This window comes from uncultured Arcticibacterium sp., from assembly GCF_964021845.1.
GTDB lineage: Bacteria > Bacteroidota > Bacteroidia > Cytophagales > Spirosomataceae > Arcticibacterium.
Genome location: NZ_CAXHZC010000006.1, coordinates 172,999 through 193,101, shown reverse-complemented (window position 1 = coordinate 193,101; position 20,103 = coordinate 172,999). Strand labels below are relative to the sequence as shown.

The window sequence follows — 20,103 nt, the reverse complement described above, 5'->3', positions numbered from 1 at the left end:
TGCCATTTCATGACTTAAATAGCCCATTTTTTGACTCTAGTTTTTGTCGGATGATAATAGAAATCAATTATATTTAAAGCCTTGTGTTTAAAATAATACCCTCCATGAAAAAACTTCTAACGTTTTTCACGTTTTTATTTTCCTTAAGCCTATCGGCTCAAAAGAATCCAGACTCTGGTCAATTCACCCTCTTTGATGTCACGTTTGATTATACTAAGTGGGACGCTGATAATGCCAAGCCAAATAAATCTCACTTTTACGTCATAGGAGATTTAATTAACCCTGAAAGACCTACCGATTGGACTTCACCAGTGGATTATAGAAACGGAACAGTTCATATTAGATTAGAGGTGCTAGAAAAACCAGAAGGCAGTGAACCCACTAAATGGACGCTCTGCTATATTCCAAACAAAGGACAAGGCAATGGATATGGCTGCACGGGAACAGAACTATATACCGAAGAAGGAATTTATGAAATAGATGTAGATATGCATGATTTCTGGGAGAACGAATCTATCATTTGGACAGAAGGAATAAAACAAATGGATTTGGTAATAAAAGACGACAGCGGCGGACAAGGAAAAGCTCACAAAAGAGCTGACCACGAGAAATTTTTCCCAACCAAGGTCAGAATATCCATGGTGCAGGTGGCTGCTGGGCAGGAGTATTCTGCTGAGTTATTTGAGAGGGTGGAGTAGGGTTTTAGTGCTTTTTGCTCCTTCTCTTGGAACTGTAAATATGTACTATACTGCATAGCAAGAAACATTATACCGTTCAGTACCAATATTGTCTTATACTTTGTTGGCAGAGGGCTATCACTAAATAACTTAAAATGCTCATTGTTAATTATCTGAAAAAGGGGAAAGTCTCAATTTTAAGGGCTATTTATAGGGCGTTTTAAAAGAACTGCAGTAATCCTGCTTTCTGAAATTGGAGCCTTAAACTCTACATACTATTAATGGATAAATTGAATGATTCTCAGAGTTTTTCCGTAGTACCATCTATAATATTGAGTATAACTTATTAAATACAAGTTATTTGTCTGAATAATTGCATGTTGATTTATCTAGAGTGAGTATGACTTTTTTAAGAAACTGGAAATGTGGATAACTTTAGAATAGCACTCTTTTAATATTGCTTCAGAAGAAGTTGAAAATTATTTTGTCTATTAATACCATTCTTTTCTAGGGATTACATCTATATGCAGGAGAATGTATAGTGAATTTAACCCCACCCTACTCTTTTTATAGAATAATTAACTTTTTAGCGAGTGTTTGAATAGTGTATTATATAAAGTTTTCCATTTTTCCTAGTCTAGGCGGAAATTATTTTTTGGTAGTTCTTTCCTTGAATAAGTCCTAATTTTACATCTCAAAACAAAAGGAAAATGATATTTAAAGATAAAAGAGCTACACAAAAATAAAGAAAAGCTAAATCTATGTAGCCCCTTTACTAGGTTAGATTTTAAGTGAGATTAAAATCAATACCAAAAAAGATTCTGAGGTTGGAATCGCGGTAAAGTTATAATGTAGCTCTGGGTTAAGCAAGGTTTGGTACTATATATTATGGTACTAGTTAATGAATATTTCGGCATGCCCGAAATAACAGAACACCTCAATATTCCATTAGATAGGGATATTAAAGTATTTATCTCTCCTACTTTGATAGAGGGGGAGCGAGGTAAAAGTCAGGTTTCGAACAAGTTGTACTTGCGAACTAAAGCCTTTTTTAGTCATTTAGTGAATGATTTTGTCATACCTGATGATGAGGTAAAAGGAGTAGAGTTGTTGAACTTCCTACATGAACCTTACGAATATCGTATTGGATATTCAAATGGTACGTATTTTGGGAAGGGTGTTGGTCCAGAGAAAGGTAAGAGTGTATTTAACGCTTTTAAAAACAATTCTTTTGCTCAACGAGGAGTTTCAATATTAAGCGATCCATTAAGTATTTTGTTATTGGTAGATGGTATTGGGCAGGATAATGTTTCTGATATTTTGGCAAATGTATGTCGCGATTTATTTTGTGAATTTACACTAAAACAATGTTTGAAATATAATGTGCCCACCTCCGATTATACTATTGATTACTTTAATTTGGAGAATCTATCGTGGGAAACCAAAGTGGTTCAATTGCCGAGCTATCGAGGCAAAGAAATTATACTTTTACCATATTGGGCGGTTAGTAAAGAGTTGAAATTTAACCTCTTGTACAATAAACATGTTTGTTTGAAATATATTTGGGAAGATATTGTCCGTACTCAGAAAGTTTCAAGTATTCCTGATAGGTTTCTTATTGTGAATAAAAGAGGTGAAATTCGTCCTAATATAGGTGCGATGATGGAAGAGTATAAATTATCGAAAAAAGAGTTTCGTTTGTTTGTTTTGAAATATCAAAACTCAATTAGCACTTTTAGAGATGATGTCAATTTGAAATACCCGGCATTGTCTTATCAGGATTTAAAAGGTATTTATAAAGAAGCTTCTTAGGTAGAAAGAGGCTTTTGGATAAAAGTTGGGGCTGTTTAGGTAACTAAGTAGCCCCACTTTTTTGCATTGAAATGTTATTTAATCCTTAAAAAGTTGCTCTTAACATAATGTTAGTTATTGAATAGTTCTTAGAATAGTTTTATTTGAGTGCTTTCTTACTTGGTAGTAACTTTGATAAAGGCGGAATAATCAAACTTAAATACAGTCTGATGAATTGTTAAAAGTAATCCAATGTGCAGGATTAGTTAGAAAGTTTATTTAACGTTCTTCAAAAATTCGCCAGAATCTAAAAACAAGGCACAAAAAAAGCAGCACGAATGCTGCTTTTTTGCTCCTTCTCTTGGGCTCGAACCAAGGACCCTCTGATTAACAGTCAGATGCTCTAACCAGCTGAGCTAAGAAGGAAACTTATTCCGTTTCCGAAATGGAGATGCAAAAGTATAGGCTTTGTTCTAATTGAGCAAGCTTTTGCTGAAAATAATCTTACTTTTTTTAAGTATTTTTTTTGATGCTTGTGGATGTTGTTGAAATACAGCTAAATAGCCTTTTGGCTAAGCGAATTTAAATTTCAAAAATAAAAAGGGAGCTGCCATTAAAGGATTTGAAATATATTTGTTCAAACAAAATCATCAACATGAATTATAAACATTTTAAAGTGGAGGTGGCTAGCCACATTGCCGAAGTTCGGTTTAATAGGCCAGAGAAAGCAAACTCTCTGCACGGCCCTGCTTGGGAAGAAATGCAGCAGATTTTTGAAACCTTAGATAGTACTGAAAATGTAAGGGCTATTATTCTTTATGGAGAGGGTAATAATTTCTGTGCAGGAATAGACTTAGAAACCTTAATGAATATTCAGGAGTTTGCTACTATATCTTGCGAAGGTAGAAAAAGAGAGGCTCTAAGAGGGTTTATTTTTAAGTTACAGAATACTATATCGGCTATTGAGAAATGCCGTAAGCCCGTTATTGCGGCCGTGCATAAGGCTTGCGTTGGCGGTGGCTTAGACATTGTTTCTGCTTGCGATATTAGATACTGTACAGATGATGCATATTTCTCTATTAAAGAGATTGACTTGGGCTTGGTGGCTGATATTGGTACCTTGCAAAGGTTGCCAAATATTATAGCTCCGGGCATTGTAGCCGAAATGGCCTACACCGGAAGAAATGTGGCTGGAAAAGAAGCAGAGCGTATCAATTTGGTCAATCAATCTTTGGCAAATAAAGAGGAGCTTTTAAATGCTGTAAGAAAATTGGCAGCAACTATAGCAGAAAAATCACCGCTTAGCGTTAGAGGAATTAAAGAGATGTTACTTTATAAAAGGGACCATAGCGTAGCGGAGTCTCTAAACTATATGACAGCTTGGAATGCCTCCATGTTTTTGTCAAACGATTTGCAGGAAGCTTTCACCGCATATATGGAAAAGCGTAAGCCTGTTTTTGAAAATTAATTTAAACTTTTAGAAAATACGAAAATGAAGAATTTTGAAAATATAAAGGTGACTGTAGAAGATGGAATAGCTATCTTAACTTTGTCTAGGCCTAAAGCACTAAATGCTCTTAATAATATGCTGTTGGGAGAGTTGTACCATTTCTTTACGGAGGAACTTGCAGCCTTGAAACTTAAGGGCATTATCATAACTGGAGACGGTGAAAAGTCGTTTGTGGCTGGTGCAGATATCTCTGAGTTTGTGGAGGTGAAGCCGGGAGAGTCTTTTAGTCCAGAAAATGGCCACAAGGTTTTTAATGCTATTGAAAGTTGCCCTATTCCAGTAATAGCGGCTGTTAATGGTTTTGCTTTAGGCGGAGGTTGCGAGCTGGCTATGGCTTGTCATATCAGAGTTGCATCTGAAAGTGCCTTGTTTGGTACACCAGAAGTTAAACTAGGAATAATTCCAGGTTTCGGCGGCACGCAAAGGTTGTGTCAATTAGTAGGACGTGGAAGAGCCCTAGAACTTATGATGACAGCCGACATGATAGACGGGAAAGAAGCATACAGAATTGGTTTGGCAAATCATGTAGTACCTGCCGGTCAAGAAATAGCCAAAGCACAGGAGATTTTGGGCAAAATAGCTCAGAAGGCTCCATTAGCCATTTCAAAAGTGATTGACAGCGTAGGTGCGTATTACGCTCACGATAGAGACGGCTTTAAGTCGGAGATAGAAAACTTTGAATACTTAACCACCACTCAAGATTTCCGTGAAGGAGCAGGGGCCTTTTTAGAAAAAAGAAAAGCTTCATTTAAGGGTGAGTAAGTATTTTACTTCAAAATAGAGTCTCCGTAAATTTTTACAATAGAGTCTTTCCAATCTTTTGGGATAGCCGCTTTTTTCAAAGCTTTAAAGTCATACGCCATGACAGAGCTTTTTGAAACAGCGGCTATTCTATTATGACGGTTTGAGTAGATTTTGCATTCACCAATAATGCGGTCTTTATGAAGTTCTATCACATCAAAAGTGATGGTTACAGTGTCTGGATATGTTATTGGGAAAATATATTTGCAATCTTGCCAAGCCAGTATGATGCCCACGGCTTTAAAGTCAAGGTTAATGCTTCCTAACTTTTCATAAAACCCTATTCTGCCAGATTCTGCCCAGCGTAGATAATTAACATTGTTAACATGTTGGGCGGCGTCCATTTCTCCCCATTTAACAGGGAGTTCTGTTTTGAAAAAGGCCTTTTCAATTTCTGTGTTTGTCATTTGTTATTCATGATGAAGTGGGCATAAGTAACGAATGGCTGATTAAAAATCAAAACACAGGCACAAAAAAAGACTCACCCTATTGAGTGAGCCTTCCAAATAAAATATCTTCTTAGATTATTTTGTCTTTGACTTAGGTGTAACTGTACCATTGATGGTCAATATTACCGTAGAGTTCTCTGCATTACTTGTTACAGTAATAGTTTTCTTGAAGTTTCCTGGACGTCCAGAGGTGTTGTATCCAACTTTAATAGAGCTAGATGCACCTGGTAAAATAGGGTCTTGGCTCCACTCAGGAGTAGTACATCCACAAGAAGCCATAGCTCTTGAAATAACTACAGGGGCTGTTCCAGTGTTTGTAACTTTAAATGTATAGTTAGCTACAGGACCTTCTGCAAGTGTCCCAAAATCATGCTTTTCGTTTTCGAATTTAAGAACACCTTGAGCGTTTGATGCTACTGCAAAAGCCATAACCGCTACAATTGTAAATAATACTCTTTTCATTAATTTCATCTTTCTTGAGTTTGTAATTTGAACATTTTATTAGACTTCTTTACAAATTAACGTCCAAAAGGAACCTGATACAAATATTTAACAGCCCATTAACAAAGAAGGACCGGTGTTTTAGGGGGACTAGACTGATTGATAAATTCAGGAAATGTGGTAAATTGCAGCTCTTTTCAATAAACAAGCTAGATATAATTGATTTAGCACATAAAACCTTTACAGAATGAGTGATACCTCCAGTCAAGCTTCAATCTCTTCTAAATTCATCATTGATAAAAAGGAGATCCTTGGAGATTACAGAATGGCGGTTGAGAGTAGGGAGGTAAGCCTCCTTGGTAGAAAAGAGGTTTTTATGGGTAGGGCTAAGTTTGGGATTTTCGGCGACGGAAAGGAACTAGCTCAGTTAGCCATGGCAAAGGTTTTTCGTAAAGGGGACTTTAGGTCGGGTTATTATAGAGATCAAACTTTTGTGGCTGCTGTAGGTGGAATGACCTGGACGCAGTTTTATTCCCAGTTATATGCCCATGCAGATGTTAAGCATGATATATTCTCGGCAGGTCGCTCTATGAATGGTCATTTTTCTAACCCATGGTTAGATAATAAAGGAAAATGGCTTAAACAAACTAATTTATTTAATCAGGTGATGGATGTATCGCCTACTGCTGGTCAAATACCTCGTAGTGTTGGCATAGGGTATGCTTCTAAATTATACAGGGAAAACGCAGAACTGAAGAGTTTAGACGGTTTTTCAAATAATGGAAATGAGGTTTGCTTTGCCACTATTGGTGATGCATCTACTTCGCAGGGAATGTTTTTTGAAAGCATTAATGCCGCGGGTGTTCTTCAAATACCAGTCATTTTTGCTGTATGGGATGATGGTTACGGTATTTCTGTTCCTTCGGAATATCAAACAACTAAAAGTAGTATATCAAAAGCTTTAGCTGGTTTCCAGTCAAATGATGATGGCTCAGGTTTAGAAATAATAAGAGCAAGAGGCTGGAATTATCCTGAACTTATTGAAGCTTTTCAGAAGGCTGCTAGGTTTGCTCGAGATAAGCATATGCCTTGTTTGCTTCATGTAGATGAAATTACACAGCCACAAGGGCACTCTTCCAGTGGTTCGCATGAGCGTTATAAAAGTAAGGATAGGTTAGCATGGGAGGGTAAAAAAGATTGTAATGTCAAATTCAAAGAATGGATTTTAGAGCAAGGAGTAGCCACCGAAAGTGAATTGACAAAGATAGAACTTGCCGCCAAAGAGGTAGCTAAAAAAGCTAGACAAGAGGCTTGGCAGTCTTTCAGGAAGAATATTGATAAAGATGTGAAAGAGGCTATTTCGCTTCTTGACACAGTTGCCAATAAATGCTCAAAGAAAAATGCATTAAATGCAATTAGGAAATCTTTGGCTAGTAAGCAAAATCCGTTAAAAAGAGACGCTGTTTCCGCTATTAAAAAGGCGAAAAGGGTTTTGATAAAAGAGGCGGTAGGGAAGGAATTTGCTCCTTTCTTGGAAAGACTAGCTTCTGAAAATTTACATAATTATAGTTCGCATCTATACAGTGAGTTTGAATCTTCTCCTTTAAATGTTAAAGAGGTAAAACCTAAGTACGGAGGAGAGCAAAAAGTGCTTAGTGGCCATCAAATAATCAATAATTATTTTGACTTACTATTGGCTAAAGATAAAAGAGTTTTTGCTTTAGGGGAAGATGTAGGTTCAATAGGTGATGTAAATCAGGGTTTTGCTGGATTGCAAGAAAAGTACGGTAAGCTCCGAGTAGAAGACACTGGGATAAGAGAAGCTACTATCATTGGGCAAGGAATAGGGGCGGCCATGAGAGGTCTTAGACCAATAGTGGAGGTTCAGTATTTTGACTATGTCTATTATTGCCTATCTATTTTAACAGACGATTTGGCTTGTTTGAGGTATCGAACTTTTGGTCGTCAAATGGCACCAGTTATAATTAGGACACGTGGGCATAGGTTAGAAGGTATTTGGCATTCTGGCTCGCCATTAGCTGTTATGATTCATTCTTTAAGAGGAATGCATATTTGTGTACCAAGAAACTTTGTGCAAGCAGCAGGTCTTTATAATACGCTACTGCGTGGCGATGACCCTGCCATGATGATAGAGCCATTAAATGGTTACAGGTTAAAAGAAAAGGCTCCTAGTAACTTAGGTGAGATATGTGTGCCGTTAGGAGAGCCTGAGATACTTAAAAAGGGTTCAGATATTACTATAGTTACTTATGGTTCTATGTGTAATATAGTGATGATGGCTAGCGAAGAACTTGAAAAGGTAGGTATTTCTATGGAAGTGATAGATGCACAGACGCTCCTTCCTTTTGATAGAACAGATGTCATCTTAAAGTCATTAAAAAAGACCAATAGAATAATATTTGCAGACGAAGATATGCCGGGCGGAGCTTCGGCGTATATGATGCAGCAAATAATAGAGCTTAAAGAAGGGTATAAATACCTGGATTCAAAAGCTACTACCATTTCAGCTAAAGAGCATAGACCCGCGTATGGTTCAGATGGAGATTACTTCTCCAAGCCTAATGAGGATGATGTGTTTGATGTGGCTTATGCTATCATGAGAGAAGCTAAACCAAAGAGCTACCCAGAGATTTAGAATTCACTGTACCTTTCTGTAAAAGGATTAGAATTTAGTAAATATAAAAAGACCCGAGCTTCAATTTGAAACTCGGGTCTTTTATTTTGAAAAGATGTCTTTTCTTATTTTAATAAGAACTCAATTCTAGTTCCAGTTCTCTTTCCTTCAGCATTTGTATAGTAGCTTGCTGTATCTTCATCACCAAATCCGTCGTAAGAGATTCTAGATTTAGTTAAACATTTCTTCTGTAAGAAATATGTGTAAATAGCACAAGCTCTCAATTTAGCTAATCTAATATTGCTAGAAGAAGAAGCACCATCGTTATAAGCATTTACGTGAATAGCAGCGTCAGAACATCTTGCCAACAAGTCACAAACTCTCTGAAGAGATTTGTAAGAAGATGGACGAAGTTTGTTAGTTCCACTATAGAATTCAATTTGCTGTGCAGCATAATTCAATTCGTCTAATTCAGAAGCTGTGATTTCACATCCACTAGCAGTTTTGTATCCTAAAGCTGGAGCTACTCCGTTAACGTATCCTTCAGGACACCCTTGATTAGATGCTAAGCCAGGTACATCAGGACATAAGTCAATATTATCAGGAACACCGTCTCCATCAGAATCAGGACATCCATTTTCCGCATCACCAGCAGCGTTAATACAGTCATCTTCACTATCAGCCACACCATCACCATCTGCATCTGGGCATCCGTTTGTAGCAGCAGGACCTGGAGAGTTAGGGCAATTGTCATCTTTATCAGCAATACCGTCACCGTCTGTATCAGGGCAACCGTTCAATTCTTTCACACCAGCTACATCCGGACACTCGTCGTCTTTATCAGCTACGCCGTCACCATCTCTGTCTGGGCAACCGTTAAGAGAAGCTAAGCCATATAAGGTAGGGCACTCATCATCTTTATCGGCAATACCGTCACCGTCAGCATCAGGACAACCCTGAAGCGAAGCTGGACCAGCTAAAGTAGGACAAGCATCAAGGTTATCAGGAACGCCATCACCGTCTGTGTCTGGGCAACCTTGGAATTTACGAAGACCAGGAATATCTGGGCAAATATCACATTTGTCTACAGTACCGTCTTTGTCTCCATCCTTATCTCCAAATCTATAAGAACCCATTAATAAACCTACAAAGTAACCATCATTACGCTGGTCGTTTGCAGCCATGCTAATTCCGTCTAGGTAATCAGAAAGTGAATATCTATAACCACCTTCTACACCTAAAGTAAAACGCTCCGCTAAGTTCCATTTAACACCCAGTCCAAATGGAATTACCGCCGCCCATTTTTTTAGATTATCGGCATCTGCCGCAATATCACGTGGTAAAGGAGGGAATGTGGTTCCTGGCTGTACTTCTACGGTAGGGTTGGTATAGGTTATACCAATACCACCAAAAAGATAAGGAGCTAGTGTTTTTCTTGTAATCCCGTCGCAGGTAATACTTCTTTCTTTAAATGGATATATCTCTCCAAGAATAGAAGCCTCTACTAAAGGTGTTTTAAATTTCAAACCCCTGTAGTCCCAGTAGCCGTCTGGCTGAGAAAAGTCATTTCCAGCTAAGCCTCCAGCTAAAATTTGTGGACGAACAGCGAAGTAATCGCTAAGATGTCTTCTGGCAAACACGCCACCTATAAGTCTATTCCCTGCTGCATAAGGCATGCTACAGTGGACATCTCCAAAGTATTGTGTTAGACCTATTGGGACTCCAATTTCCCATGGGTATGGTTTACAAACCTTACAAGTATCTTGTGCTTTTAGAGAATAGCTTGCTAAAGTTAAAACAGCGATAAAAGCGAATATACCTTTTTTCATGTGTTCTGATTAATAGTATAAATTTCTAACTAACGGATTACAACTGACAAAAATAAACTTATTGAAGTCAAAGTTACTGTGAAAAATCAATTTTTAACAAAATTGACCTTAAAAACAATTTCTTTTTTATTTGGGGAAGATATACTAAACGAGGACACGTTTGCGAAGATTCACAAAAAAAACTGAAAAAATCAAATGTGTGCCGTAATATTCTGTCCTTATAGCGATAAAGTACGTGTATATGAGTCTATGGGTTCCAATTATATCCTGTGAAGTAGGATTTTAACTTAGAAAAAACTTAATTCGGGTAATATTTATTTATGAACAAAGGCATTTTCACATCGCTGGTTATTCTCTTTTTTACTTTTACTTCTTTCTCAGATTCGAGTAAGAAGAGAAAGGCTGTATTTAATCAGATAGCAAATAACGTTTCGGAAAAGGGGAAAAGTTATCAAAAACTCCAAGATGTAATAAATCTCACTACGCACAGGCTTACAGGTTCTGAGAATGGTAAAAAAGCGGAAGCCTTTGCTTTTGAAACCTTTAAGACTTTTGGATATTCAGATGTTTCATATAATTCTTTTGAGGTGGAATCTTGGTCGAGAAATAGGGTTTCACTATCTATCGTACCTAGCAACAGTGACAATTTTAGGGAGGTTAGTGTGGTTTCTTTGGCTCACTCGCCAAAAGCAGCTCATGTAACTGCTCCTATTGTAGACTGTTTTGATGGCTTGGATGCTGATTTTGATAAGGTTAAAGGCTTATTAGCTGGTAAAGTGGCTCTTTTCAATATCAATATTCAATCGGAAGAGAATAAGGGAAAGAAGAATTTGCACCGCTCTGAGAAAACAGCTTTGGCAATAAAACATGGAGCAGTAGGAGTTATGATTGCAAATTCGGTAGAGGGCGGTGTACTTTTGACCGGAACGGCATCGGTTACAGGTTCTTTAATCTCAATTCCTGCAGTGTGTATTTCTTTAGAAAGCGGAAAAGCTATTAGAGAATGGATTAGTGAAGAACACAATTTGGAAGCTCATATTGAAATGCTTAATTATAATAAACCTGTAAGGGCTAGAAATGTTGTTGCGAAGCATAAAGGACAAGGAAAGTATAGTAAAGAGAAAATTGTGATTGGTGGGCATTTAGATTCATGGGACTTAGCTCAAGGAGCTGTTGATAATGGTTTAGGTGCTTTTTCTGTATTAGACATTGCCCGAGTTTTTAAGGAACTGAATTTAAAAACTAAACGTCCTATTGAGTTTGTGTTATTCATGGGAGAGGAGCAAGGCTTGCTTGGCTCTAAAAGTTATATTGCACAAGCTGAGAAAGACGGGAGTATTTCAGATGTGGCTTTAATGATGAATCTGGATATGATAAATGATGCTCATGGTTTTAATGCCTTTGGTAATGAAGAACTAAATCAGTATTTCAACAATATAGGAGAGGAAATACAGCGTATTGATAAGAGCTATTTGAACAATAATCGGAATGCTGCAGGGCTTCATAGCGATCACCAGTCTTTCATGTTGAAAGGGATTCCTATTTGCTCGCCAGTAGGGCAATTAAGCAGAGAAGCTCTAAACTGCTATCATGCAGACTGTGACGACATAGGGCTTATTGATAAAAAAGAACTTGACAATAATGTTAAATACACGGCCATGATGCTTTATGCACTGGCAAATTCTAATAGCCTACCTAAAAGAAAAACCAGTGAGGAAACTAGAGATTACCTCATTGCTCAAAATTTAAAAAACGAGCTTATTTTAGGTAAAGAATGGCTCTGGGATAATTAAAAATAAACCACAAAATGCTGGCGACAACTTTCGGTGCGGCCGTTTATGGCGTAAGTGCCACCCTAATTACAGTAGAAATTAGTATTATTAAAGGAGCAGGCACTAGCGTAGTAGGCTTGCCAGATAATGCTGTAAAAGAAAGTCTTCAAAGAATAGATGCTGCTCTAAAAAATGAAGGCTACAATCAGGATAGAAAGAAAACGGTTATAAATCTGGCTCCTGCTGATATTAGAAAGGAGGGCTCTTCCTACGATTTGCCCATAGCTTTATGTTTGATTAATATTTCTTGCGGTGTAACCTATGCTAAAGACATTTCTGAATATGTGATATTGGGAGAGCTGGCTTTAGACGGAACGCTGAGACCTATAAAGGGTGTGCTTCCGATAGCTATTGAAGCGAGAGCACAGGGCAAAAAAGGTTTTATTCTACCCAAAGAAAATGCCGAAGAGGCTTCTATTGTCAATAAACTAGATGTAATAGGTGTAGAAACGCTGGACGAAGCTGTGCGTTTTCTAAAAGGAGAATTAGAAATAAAACCTTTAGTAACTGATACCAGAGAGATTTTCCAGCATACGGTTAATAATTATGAAGCCGATTTTTCTCATGTGCAAGGGCAAGAGAATATCAAAAGAGCCATGGAAATAGCTGCTGCCGGTGGGCATAATGCTATCATGATAGGCCCTCCTGGTGCAGGGAAAACAATGTTAGCTAAAAGGCTCCCATCTATTTTACCTCCTTTAACATTGGCCGAAGCTTTAGAAACTACTAAGATTCATTCGGTAGCAGGGAAATTAGGCGGCAAAGCCACGCTGATTTCAAAGCGACCTTTCAGAAACCCTCACCATACGATATCCGATGCTGCCTTAGTAGGCGGTGGAAGTTTTCCGCAGCCAGGAGAAATATCTTTGGCTCATAATGGTGTTTTGTTTTTAGACGAATTGCCAGAGTTTAAAAGAACCGTTTTGGAGGTAATGCGTCAGCCGCTGGAAGAACGGAAAGTGAGTATTTCTAGAACAAGGCTTTCCGTGGAATTTCCATCAAGTTTTATGCTGATAGCCAGTATGAACCCTTGTCCATGCGGTTATTATAATCATCCTGAAAAAGACTGCACTTGCCCTCCGGGAGCAGTAGAAAAGTATTTAAATAGAGTTTCTGGACCATTATTAGACAGAATAGACCTTCATGTGGAGGTGACGCCAGTGAGTTTTGACCAGATTTCTTCTACCCGAAAAAATGAAACTTCAGCTGAAATTAGAGAACGTGTGGTAAAAGCACGTGAGGTGCAAATAGAGCGATTTAAGGAATATCCTGACATACATTCCAACGCCATGATGCCTGCCGAAATGGTCAAAGTGATTTGCCAAATAGACGATGCAGGCAAAGCCTTGCTTAAAAAGGCGATGGAAAGACTAGGCCTAAGTGCCAGAGCCTACGACAGAATCTTAAAAGTAAGCCGCACCATAGCCGATTTGGCAGGCTCTGAAAACATCAGAAATGAACAATTAGCAGAAGCTATTCAATATAGAAGTTTGGATAGGGAGAATTGGGCTGGTTAGGGTTTTACGATATGAATGCAGCTCGGTTTCAGATTTTTGTACCTAAAAAAGGGATTCGTATTTCCAGAACTTTTGTTTTGTATGGAGTATTACTCTTATCACTAGGTTTTCAAATGACTTATTCTGAATACATCAACCCTGAAAATACGGTAAACTTCATTTTCCCAATTTATTTAATCTTATGTTTGATTACCATCGTTTTTTGGATTCTAAAAAACCGGCAACGAAAACCCTTGCATGGAGAGTTGAAAGGTTGGATTGAGTTCTATGACGATAAAATAATTATTGATGAGAAGAGATACGAATTAGATGAGTTAATGAAAATAGAAATTGCCTATGGTGATTATTTAGATGGATATAAACATGAGAAAGGCGTTGATCCCGCATTGAGTCAAGGGGTTTCCAATTATCTTACATTAATTTTTCAGGATAAAACAATCATCAAAACCTTCTTTCAGGTTAAACAATATGATTTCCTCTCGAATACTAAAAAACTATTAATAGGATATCATAAAAAGGGCAAAATTCCCTGGCTAGCATTGATATATTATCTCAGAATTAATGATTACGACGAAATCCAAGCTTTCAAGAAGTCTTTAAAATCTCCTAATACTTCCCCTTCCCCTCGTCCAGAAACTTAACAAATTCCTCTTCAGAAGAATAGCCCAAAGGCTTCATTAGTTTGTTTCCTTTAAAGTCTACCACCACATAATAGGGTATTGAATTTCGTGATTTTTCTTTCTCAGCAATTGTAGCTTTAAATTCATCGTCGTAGCTTTTACTTCTCTATTGTCTAAATTCATCTGCTCGGGTATAATTTGTAAGCCAAGCTAGTATGGTCATCAAAATAAAACAGCCAAAAAAGTAAAAAATAAACGTCCAAATCTTCCTGTTTTTCTTTGACATATCAATCTCATCCGGCTTAAGCAAAGGAATAAAATATCGGAAACAAACTGGATAAGCCAAAGAGTTGAAAATTACTCCCGAAACAAAAACAAGTTTTTTAGAGCCAGTAATAAGTCCATTTATTAGCGGAATATCTAACATGATATGAATGCCCAGCCCTCCAAACAGAAAAAACATTGGTAGAGGAAATACAAACTTGATATTACCTTTGACTTCGCTTTCGCTTTTATTAGGGTCATTGTAAAGTATGTAGATACCTTCCAAAGCCTCTTTGATAAAATTGATCATTCTTTGATATTATTAACACGGCCCAGGCTGACCGAAGACACTATTAGGTAAAAGTTGCTGATTGCGACGAAATCCAAGCTTTCAAGAAGTCTTTGAGAGATTGATTTTAGGGTAAACTTAAACGTATGAAATTAGATAAACCTAATCTATCATTAACTTCAAAGAGACAAACTCTGTAAGGTTATTAATAGACAATACATTTCCTGTTTGATTAATCTTAGTTTCTCCCTCTTTATGTAAAACTTTAAATGAATTTAGCTTAAAGGGTAGCTCTATCTCCAGATTAGAAACCGGGATTAAGCTTCTAAATGGCCTTTGCGTGGCTCCGGAAGTATTTACTAAGGCCAATTGATAAGTACCCTCTTCTGATTTACTCTTATTTAGGTAAATATTAACACTGGCAGGAGCGTTTGTTTTCAAACTTAAATGCTCTCCCAAAAGACTGTTTATTGAGTTTACGAGTAAGTCGTTATAATCTGGGTGACCAATAGTATAATTTAATTTTGCCACTTGATTTGAGAAATATACCACCTTGCCTTTTCCATAAGTATTGCTAAGCATTATTGGGTTTTTAGAATCCCATGAGTCTGGAAAAGCATTTTCTGGTGGCTGATTATTGATTTTTGGAAGATAACCCGTTAATATTTTAGCTTTTCCTTTTGCATTAACAAGAAGCGTTTGACCGCCATTATGCAATAATTTCGTTTGCTCAAAACCCTTTAAAATCTCGGTTCTATTTTCTATAGTTTGGTAGCAATCTATGGATGTATTTATTTCTTCACCCGAATAACTAGCCCCAAAAAGTTCAGAAAAACCAAAGTCACTTCTTGAAACGCCCAAATCATCAAAAAGCGAAGTTTTGTGAGTAGCCAAAAGACTTCCTCCATCATTTACCCAATCTTTAATAAGGTATAAGTCTGCCTTGCTAATGGCAGCTACATTTGGCATTAAAAGCACTTTATATTTATCAAGGTCTTTTCTCGTTAGATTTCTATCCGATAAGAAGCCATATTGATAATGATTCTCTTCTAAAAGTCTTAGCATCCCGCGTATTGGAAAACCGAAATCCTCATCACCAACTAATTGGCCAGAGGCCTTAGAATAAAAAAGAGCAATGTCCGTAACCGGTTCTAGCTGGTCCAATAAAACCTCATTTTTTTCTAGGTATTGATATGCGTCACTTGCTAAATGAGCATTCCTTTGGTCTAAAGTGTTTGTTGGAAAATCACCATTAAAGTAGCAGTTCCAAAAGCCCCCTCCATTAGCCGCTGCCTGCCAGAGCCAAAGCCTTGAGTCAATAGGCGGGTCATAAGTATATCGGTGCTCAGTACCGTTTCCTCCAAAAAGTATAACTGGGGACTTTTCAGGTTCTAAGGATTTCAAAAATTTGACAATAGCGGCAGGATAATAAATGTCTTTATATCTAACATCTGCATTATTATTAGCAATAAAACTCACCGTAACAAAAAAGTCGAAGTATTTGGCAGCACTGTAAAGATTTATGCCAGTATGTTTTTGCTGCTCTACCCTATACATATCAAAAACCTCTGCAGCATATGATTTATCTTCCCCATATTTTTTTACTACAGCCCTCATCTTGGCTAATTGCTGGCTAGCCATTTTCTCATTCCATTTATAATATGTTTCCCACTTATGTTCAGAGCTAGCTTTTACAGGCACATTTTCACCATATTCTTCTTGGTAGAGAGATTGACAAACATCGCAATAACACACATCATGAAAATTTACCGAATTATGCCAAATGCCATCAATATAATACTTATCCATTAATTGGTTAATGAAAGCCTCTGAGTGTTCGTTTCTATAATGACCATTATAACATGGGGCATATAGCCCTGGCTTAGTGTAGTTCAGTATTATTGGTTCCCCTTTTTCATCTTTGGCAAACCAGTCTGGGTGTAGGTCATAACGTTCTTTATGTACCCCTCTAAAATCTACCCTAGCTATAACCTTAATATTTTGCTCATGACATGCCTTCACTATATCTGCTAATAAATCTCGTTTCCCCATGTATGGGTTTACATTTGCCATGGGCATCTTATTCTGAAAATAATCTACTATACCTCCCCCGTTAATTACCAAGGTATTAGCGTGTACGGCGTTCATGTAGTTTAACAGGCTATCCGTATCATAACTTGCAGCGTCAGGTTGTCTTAAAACTGTCTGTAAAATTCGCATAGGCTGCTGATACCAATGCTCATTACTTTGAGACAAAGCAGAAAAACTTAATAGAACTAATAGCAGAATCTTTCTAGACGTCATATTTATAGGGTTTAAGTATTGGCTAATTTAGGCACAAAAAAGCACTTTCATTTAAATGAAAGTGCTCTAGTTTATAGTTTTGCTCTCCTAATACTTACTCTTCCCCTCGTCCAAAAACTTAACAAATTCCTCTTCAGAAGAATAGCCCAAAGGTTCCATTAGTTTATTTCCTTCGGAGTCTACCACTACATAATAGGGCTGAGCGTTATTATTGAACTCCGTGATTTCTAAGTCCATATTTTTCTCGCCATTTGTAGTTTTGAGTTCTTCATCAGAGCTTTTACTTCTCTATTGCCTAAATTCATCTGCACGGGTATAATTAGTTAACCAAGCCAATAAAATCATTAAGGCAAAACACCCGAACCAATATAGAATTAAAGCCAATATCTTTCCTCTTTTGTTATTCATATCAATATCATCGGGCTCCAAAAGTGGAATGATGAATCTAAAACAAATAGGATATGCCAACAGATTAAAAGCAATACCATAGATTGGAACCAAAGCCCGAATACTATTTACATTTCTATTCATCCATGGTATGTCCAAAAGAAGATGGATGCCCAGCCCTCCAAATAGAAAAAACATTGGAAGGGGAAAAAGAAATTTAATATTTCCCATTATCACCTCCTTTGTCCTAGAAGGGCTAACCATTAATAAGTATAAGCCCTCAAGGGCATTTTTAAGAAATTTCTTCATTCTCAAATTTCTAACATGGCTGAGACTGACCCAAGATACTATTAGGCACAAAGTTGATGATTACAACGAAATCCAAGCTTTCAAGAAATCTTTGAGAGATTGATTTTAGTATCTCTAATACTTACCCTTCCCCTCATCCAAAAACTTAACAAATTCCTCTTCCGAAGAATAGCCCAAAGGCTCCATTAGTTTGTTTCCTTCGGAGTCAACCACCACATAGTAGGGCTGAGCGTTATTATTGAACTCCGTGATTTCTAAGTCCATATTTTTCTCGCCAATTGTAGTTTTGAGTTCGTCGTCATAAGTGGAAACATAATGTTTCTCTTCCGGCAGTGCGGCCTTATCATCCACATATAAAGAGGCTATCACAAAATCATCTTGAAGACGAGTAAGCACTTCAGGTTTTGGCCAAACAAACTCCTCCATTTTTCGGCAGTTGGCACAGGCATATCCTGTGAAATCTATCAAAACAGGTTTTCCAATTTCAGCCGAGTACGCAAGAGCATCTTCATACTCTTTAAAACCCTGCAAACCATGTGGCAGCTGTTTCATTTTTGGGTGCTTTAATGGCGTAGCCACATTGCTAACAGGCATAGGAGGCAGTATTCCAGACAATAAACTCAGGGGCTTATTACTCAAACCCGGTACCATATACAGCGTAAACGCAAAAAACAAAGTAGCAAAACCCCACCTAGAGAAAGAACGTTTTTCTATTTTGGCATCTTTCGGTAATCGTAAGAAACCAAGAATATAAAGCGTAATCATAGCTGAAATCAATATCCAGAACATCAAGAAATAATTCCTGTGAATTAAGTCCCAGTGTCGTGTCAGGTCAATATTACTTAAAAACTTTAGTGCTAAAGCAAATTCCGCTAAACCAAAAACCGCTTTCAGTTCGTTTAGCCAGCCACCAGACTTTGGCAATTTCTTTAAATATTCAGGGAAGAACGCCAATCCTCCAAAAACTAAAGCGAAAGGAAGTCCAAAAGCCAGCATTCCCAAGAATGGTCGCCAAACATCACCTTTGGCAGACAGTATCAATAAACTTCCCACCAACGGAACTGTGCAGGAGAACGAAACCAAAACCAGCGTAAGAGCCATGAAAAAGATGCCGATAAAACCCCCTTTGTCAGACATGGCGTCTATTTTATTGACCGCAGCATGCGGCAGCACTATTTCAAAAGCCCCCAAAAGAGAGATTCCGAAAAGGATAAATATGATAAAGAAGATAAGATTAGGAATCCAGTGCGTACTCAGAAAATTCAAGAATGTTGGCCCTAATGACATCGTCACCAAACCCATCAGAGAGAATATAAGTAGAATACAAAAACCATAAAAAATAGCCTTTACTTTTCCGTTTTTTTGTTTGGTAAAAAAACTAACCGTTATGGGCATAATCGGGAAAATGCAGGGCATAAAAATACTCGCGAATCCCACACCAAAAGCTCCTAAAAGAAAGGTAAACATAGAAGAGTCGGCTTCCTCACTTGGTACTCCAGCAGGTTGATCGGTAATTACAGGCTCCGTCCCTTGCTCCAAAACCACCTCGGCGGTTTCTGTATCTTCGGTTTCTAGGGTAGCCATTACCTCATTGGCAGCCTCTTTTTCATCCTCTACGGCCGTAGAGAGAGTTTCCGTTTTTTTTTCTTCGGGTTCAGGCACCACTACAGATGCCGCCACCGCTTTTACATTAAATGTGAACTTTTCCTTTCCGTTTACACACCTTCCGTCTACCTCTGTACAGGTTTGAAAAGAGATAGAACCTCCTATTTTGGCCTCGGGTTTAAGAATTTTCACTTTCTGTATAAACTGTCCCTTCTCCTTAAAATAAGTAACATCACCCTCCCATATATCATCATATTTCTTCTTAGGATGAATCGGTGTAAGTCCGCCTACCAACTCATAAGAATCATTCGGCTCAAATTTCACTTCTGTTACTATTGGCCCCAAATCAGGGTCAAAATCCGAAGAATATAAATACCAATTTTTATCTATTTTGGCATTAAACTCTAAACTTACAGTCTCCCCTACCTTTACCTCACCAGTTTTGGTTTCAAACGACCAAGTGGTAGGTTTCAGAATTTGTCCAAAGGATACAAGAGATGCCAGAAAAAGGAAAATAAATGGTGAAACTGTTTTCTTCATGAGTTTTATATAGAGTCTTTAATAACCTTAAAATTGTGCAAATAATTACACCTTTAGGTAAAAGTATCAATTTGCTTGCCAATGCTGCTTATGAAGTCTTCTAAATATCTAAAAAAGAAGTTCTTTTATAAGATTATTTATTTGGGGCTTACCTTTCAGGTCGGGCTTTCGCTACTCGCCTTATCAGGCTCAAACAAACCGCTCTATCCCTAAGCCGGCTTACGCCAGATTAAATCAGTTATCAGAACTGAGAAATTAGCTTTCTTATAAGATTATTGAATGGACTATAGAGCAAGGGATAAT

General features: G+C 37.6%; 16 protein-coding genes and 1 tRNA gene. 8 read left to right on the top strand and 9 right to left on the bottom strand.

Annotated features, from left to right (window positions below; genetic code table 11):
• The first annotated feature begins 104 nt into the window (after window positions 1-104).
• Both AADJ06_RS16960 and AADJ06_RS16955 read left to right on the top strand, forming a co-directional pair.
• Entirely contained in the window at window positions 105-698 is a 594-nt protein-coding gene (locus AADJ06_RS16960) for a hypothetical protein (protein ID WP_341227675.1), read from the top strand.
• A gap of 894 nt (window positions 699-1,592) precedes the next feature.
• A complete protein-coding gene (locus AADJ06_RS16955; protein ID WP_341227674.1) occupies window positions 1,593-2,489 on the top strand; it encodes a hypothetical protein in 897 nt (298 codons plus the stop codon).
• 331 nt (window positions 2,490-2,820) lie between these two features.
• On the opposite strand, the gene AADJ06_RS16950 is transcribed toward AADJ06_RS16955, so the two are convergent.
• Window positions 2,821-2,894: transfer RNA gene (locus AADJ06_RS16950), tRNA-Asn, on the bottom strand.
• A gap of 229 nt (window positions 2,895-3,123) precedes the next feature.
• Here AADJ06_RS16950 and AADJ06_RS16945 point away from each other — a divergent pair.
• Both AADJ06_RS16945 and AADJ06_RS16940 read left to right on the top strand, forming a co-directional pair.
• A complete protein-coding gene (locus AADJ06_RS16945; protein ID WP_341227673.1) occupies window positions 3,124-3,936 on the top strand; it encodes a crotonase/enoyl-CoA hydratase family protein in 813 nt (270 codons plus the stop codon).
• A gap of 24 nt (window positions 3,937-3,960) precedes the next feature.
• On the top strand, window positions 3,961-4,740 hold the full coding sequence (locus tag AADJ06_RS16940) for an enoyl-CoA hydratase-related protein (RefSeq protein WP_341227672.1): 780 nt from the start codon (window positions 3,961-3,963) through the stop codon (window positions 4,738-4,740).
• A gap of 5 nt (window positions 4,741-4,745) precedes the next feature.
• On the opposite strand, the gene AADJ06_RS16935 is transcribed toward AADJ06_RS16940, so the two are convergent.
• Entirely contained in the window at window positions 4,746-5,186 is a 441-nt protein-coding gene (locus tag AADJ06_RS16935; RefSeq protein ID WP_341227671.1) for a thioesterase family protein, read from the bottom strand.
• Between the two features lie 117 nt (window positions 5,187-5,303).
• On the bottom strand, window positions 5,304-5,690 hold the full coding sequence (locus AADJ06_RS16930; protein ID WP_341227670.1) for a DUF1573 domain-containing protein: 387 nt from the start codon (window positions 5,688-5,690) through the stop codon (window positions 5,304-5,306).
• 226 nt (window positions 5,691-5,916) lie between these two features.
• Here AADJ06_RS16930 and AADJ06_RS16925 point away from each other — a divergent pair, with 226 nt between their 5' ends.
• Window positions 5,917-8,325, top strand: a complete 2,409-nt coding sequence (locus AADJ06_RS16925) for a thiamine pyrophosphate-dependent enzyme (protein ID WP_341227669.1) — start codon at window positions 5,917-5,919, stop codon at window positions 8,323-8,325.
• Between the two features lie 104 nt (window positions 8,326-8,429).
• Here AADJ06_RS16925 and AADJ06_RS16920 read toward each other — a convergent pair whose 3' ends face one another.
• Window positions 8,430-10,133 (bottom strand): DUF6089 family protein, encoded by a 1,704-nt coding sequence (locus AADJ06_RS16920; RefSeq protein ID WP_341227668.1) that lies wholly within the window; start codon window positions 10,131-10,133, stop codon window positions 8,430-8,432.
• Window positions 10,134-10,453: 320 nt separating this feature from the next.
• Between AADJ06_RS16920 and AADJ06_RS16915 the strand changes: the two genes are divergently transcribed.
• The 3 genes from AADJ06_RS16915 to AADJ06_RS16905 are packed head-to-tail and all read left to right on the top strand — an operon-like array spanning window position 10,454 to window position 14,123.
• Window positions 10,454-11,926, top strand: a complete 1,473-nt coding sequence (locus AADJ06_RS16915; protein ID WP_341227667.1) for a M28 family peptidase — start codon at window positions 10,454-10,456, stop codon at window positions 11,924-11,926.
• A gap of 14 nt (window positions 11,927-11,940) precedes the next feature.
• A complete protein-coding gene (locus tag AADJ06_RS16910) occupies window positions 11,941-13,482 on the top strand; it encodes a YifB family Mg chelatase-like AAA ATPase (RefSeq protein ID WP_341227666.1) in 1,542 nt (513 codons plus the stop codon).
• Between the two features lie 11 nt (window positions 13,483-13,493).
• Window positions 13,494-14,123 (top strand): hypothetical protein, encoded by a 630-nt coding sequence (locus tag AADJ06_RS16905; RefSeq protein ID WP_341227665.1) that lies wholly within the window; start codon window positions 13,494-13,496, stop codon window positions 14,121-14,123.
• Window positions 14,124-14,268: 145 nt separating this feature from the next.
• On the opposite strand, the gene AADJ06_RS16900 is transcribed toward AADJ06_RS16905, so the two are convergent.
• The 5 genes from AADJ06_RS16900 to AADJ06_RS16880 all read right to left on the bottom strand — a co-directional run bounded on the left by AADJ06_RS16900 (window position 14,269) and on the right by AADJ06_RS16880 (window position 19,800).
• Window positions 14,269-14,676: a hypothetical protein gene (locus tag AADJ06_RS16900; protein ID WP_341227664.1), complete on the bottom strand. Its 408-nt coding sequence runs from the start codon at window positions 14,674-14,676 to the stop codon at window positions 14,269-14,271.
• Window positions 14,677-14,817: 141 nt separating this feature from the next.
• On the bottom strand, window positions 14,818-16,959 hold the full coding sequence (locus AADJ06_RS16895; protein ID WP_341227663.1) for an alpha-amylase family protein: 2,142 nt from the start codon (window positions 16,957-16,959) through the stop codon (window positions 14,818-14,820).
• An 87-nt stretch (window positions 16,960-17,046) separates the two neighbouring features.
• The gene (locus tag AADJ06_RS16890) at window positions 17,047-17,196 is read right to left on the bottom strand and encodes a hypothetical protein (protein WP_341227662.1); all 150 of its coding nucleotides are present in this window, start codon (window positions 17,194-17,196) and stop codon (window positions 17,047-17,049) included.
• 51 nt (window positions 17,197-17,247) lie between these two features.
• Window positions 17,248-17,655, bottom strand: a complete 408-nt coding sequence (locus tag AADJ06_RS16885) for a hypothetical protein (RefSeq protein ID WP_341227661.1) — start codon at window positions 17,653-17,655, stop codon at window positions 17,248-17,250.
• Window positions 17,656-17,769: 114 nt separating this feature from the next.
• Window positions 17,770-19,800, bottom strand: a complete 2,031-nt coding sequence (locus tag AADJ06_RS16880; protein ID WP_341227660.1) for a cytochrome c biogenesis protein CcdA — start codon at window positions 19,798-19,800, stop codon at window positions 17,770-17,772.
• Between the last annotated feature and the right edge of the window lie 303 nt (window positions 19,801-20,103).

What these genes read in the sequence shown, in the direction of transcription:
- AADJ06_RS16960 (WP_341227675.1), top strand. Translation starts at nt 105, where the DNA reads ATGAAAAAACTTCTAACGTTTTTCACGTTTTTATTTTCCTTAAGCCTA.
- AADJ06_RS16955 (WP_341227674.1), top strand. Translation starts at nt 1,593, where the DNA reads ATGCCCGAAATAACAGAACACCTCAATATTCCATTAGATAGGGATATT.
- AADJ06_RS16945 (WP_341227673.1), top strand. Translation starts at nt 3,124, where the DNA reads ATGAATTATAAACATTTTAAAGTGGAGGTGGCTAGCCACATTGCCGAA.
- AADJ06_RS16940 (WP_341227672.1), top strand. Translation starts at nt 3,961, where the DNA reads ATGAAGAATTTTGAAAATATAAAGGTGACTGTAGAAGATGGAATAGCT.
- AADJ06_RS16935 (WP_341227671.1), bottom strand. Translation starts at nt 5,186, where the DNA reads ATGACAAACACAGAAATTGAAAAGGCCTTTTTCAAAACAGAACTCCCT.
- AADJ06_RS16930 (WP_341227670.1), bottom strand. Translation starts at nt 5,690, where the DNA reads ATGAAAAGAGTATTATTTACAATTGTAGCGGTTATGGCTTTTGCAGTA.
- AADJ06_RS16925 (WP_341227669.1), top strand. Translation starts at nt 5,917, where the DNA reads ATGAGTGATACCTCCAGTCAAGCTTCAATCTCTTCTAAATTCATCATT.
- AADJ06_RS16920 (WP_341227668.1), bottom strand. Translation starts at nt 10,133, where the DNA reads ATGAAAAAAGGTATATTCGCTTTTATCGCTGTTTTAACTTTAGCAAGC.
- AADJ06_RS16915 (WP_341227667.1), top strand. Translation starts at nt 10,454, where the DNA reads ATGAACAAAGGCATTTTCACATCGCTGGTTATTCTCTTTTTTACTTTT.
- AADJ06_RS16910 (WP_341227666.1), top strand. Translation starts at nt 11,941, where the DNA reads ATGCTGGCGACAACTTTCGGTGCGGCCGTTTATGGCGTAAGTGCCACC.
- AADJ06_RS16905 (WP_341227665.1), top strand. Translation starts at nt 13,494, where the DNA reads ATGAATGCAGCTCGGTTTCAGATTTTTGTACCTAAAAAAGGGATTCGT.
- AADJ06_RS16900 (WP_341227664.1), bottom strand. Translation starts at nt 14,676, where the DNA reads ATGATCAATTTTATCAAAGAGGCTTTGGAAGGTATCTACATACTTTAC.
- AADJ06_RS16895 (WP_341227663.1), bottom strand. Translation starts at nt 16,959, where the DNA reads ATGACGTCTAGAAAGATTCTGCTATTAGTTCTATTAAGTTTTTCTGCT.
- AADJ06_RS16890 (WP_341227662.1), bottom strand. Translation starts at nt 17,196, where the DNA reads ATGGACTTAGAAATCACGGAGTTCAATAATAACGCTCAGCCCTATTAT.
- AADJ06_RS16885 (WP_341227661.1), bottom strand. Translation starts at nt 17,655, where the DNA reads ATGAAGAAATTTCTTAAAAATGCCCTTGAGGGCTTATACTTATTAATG.
- AADJ06_RS16880 (WP_341227660.1), bottom strand. Translation starts at nt 19,800, where the DNA reads ATGAAGAAAACAGTTTCACCATTTATTTTCCTTTTTCTGGCATCTCTT.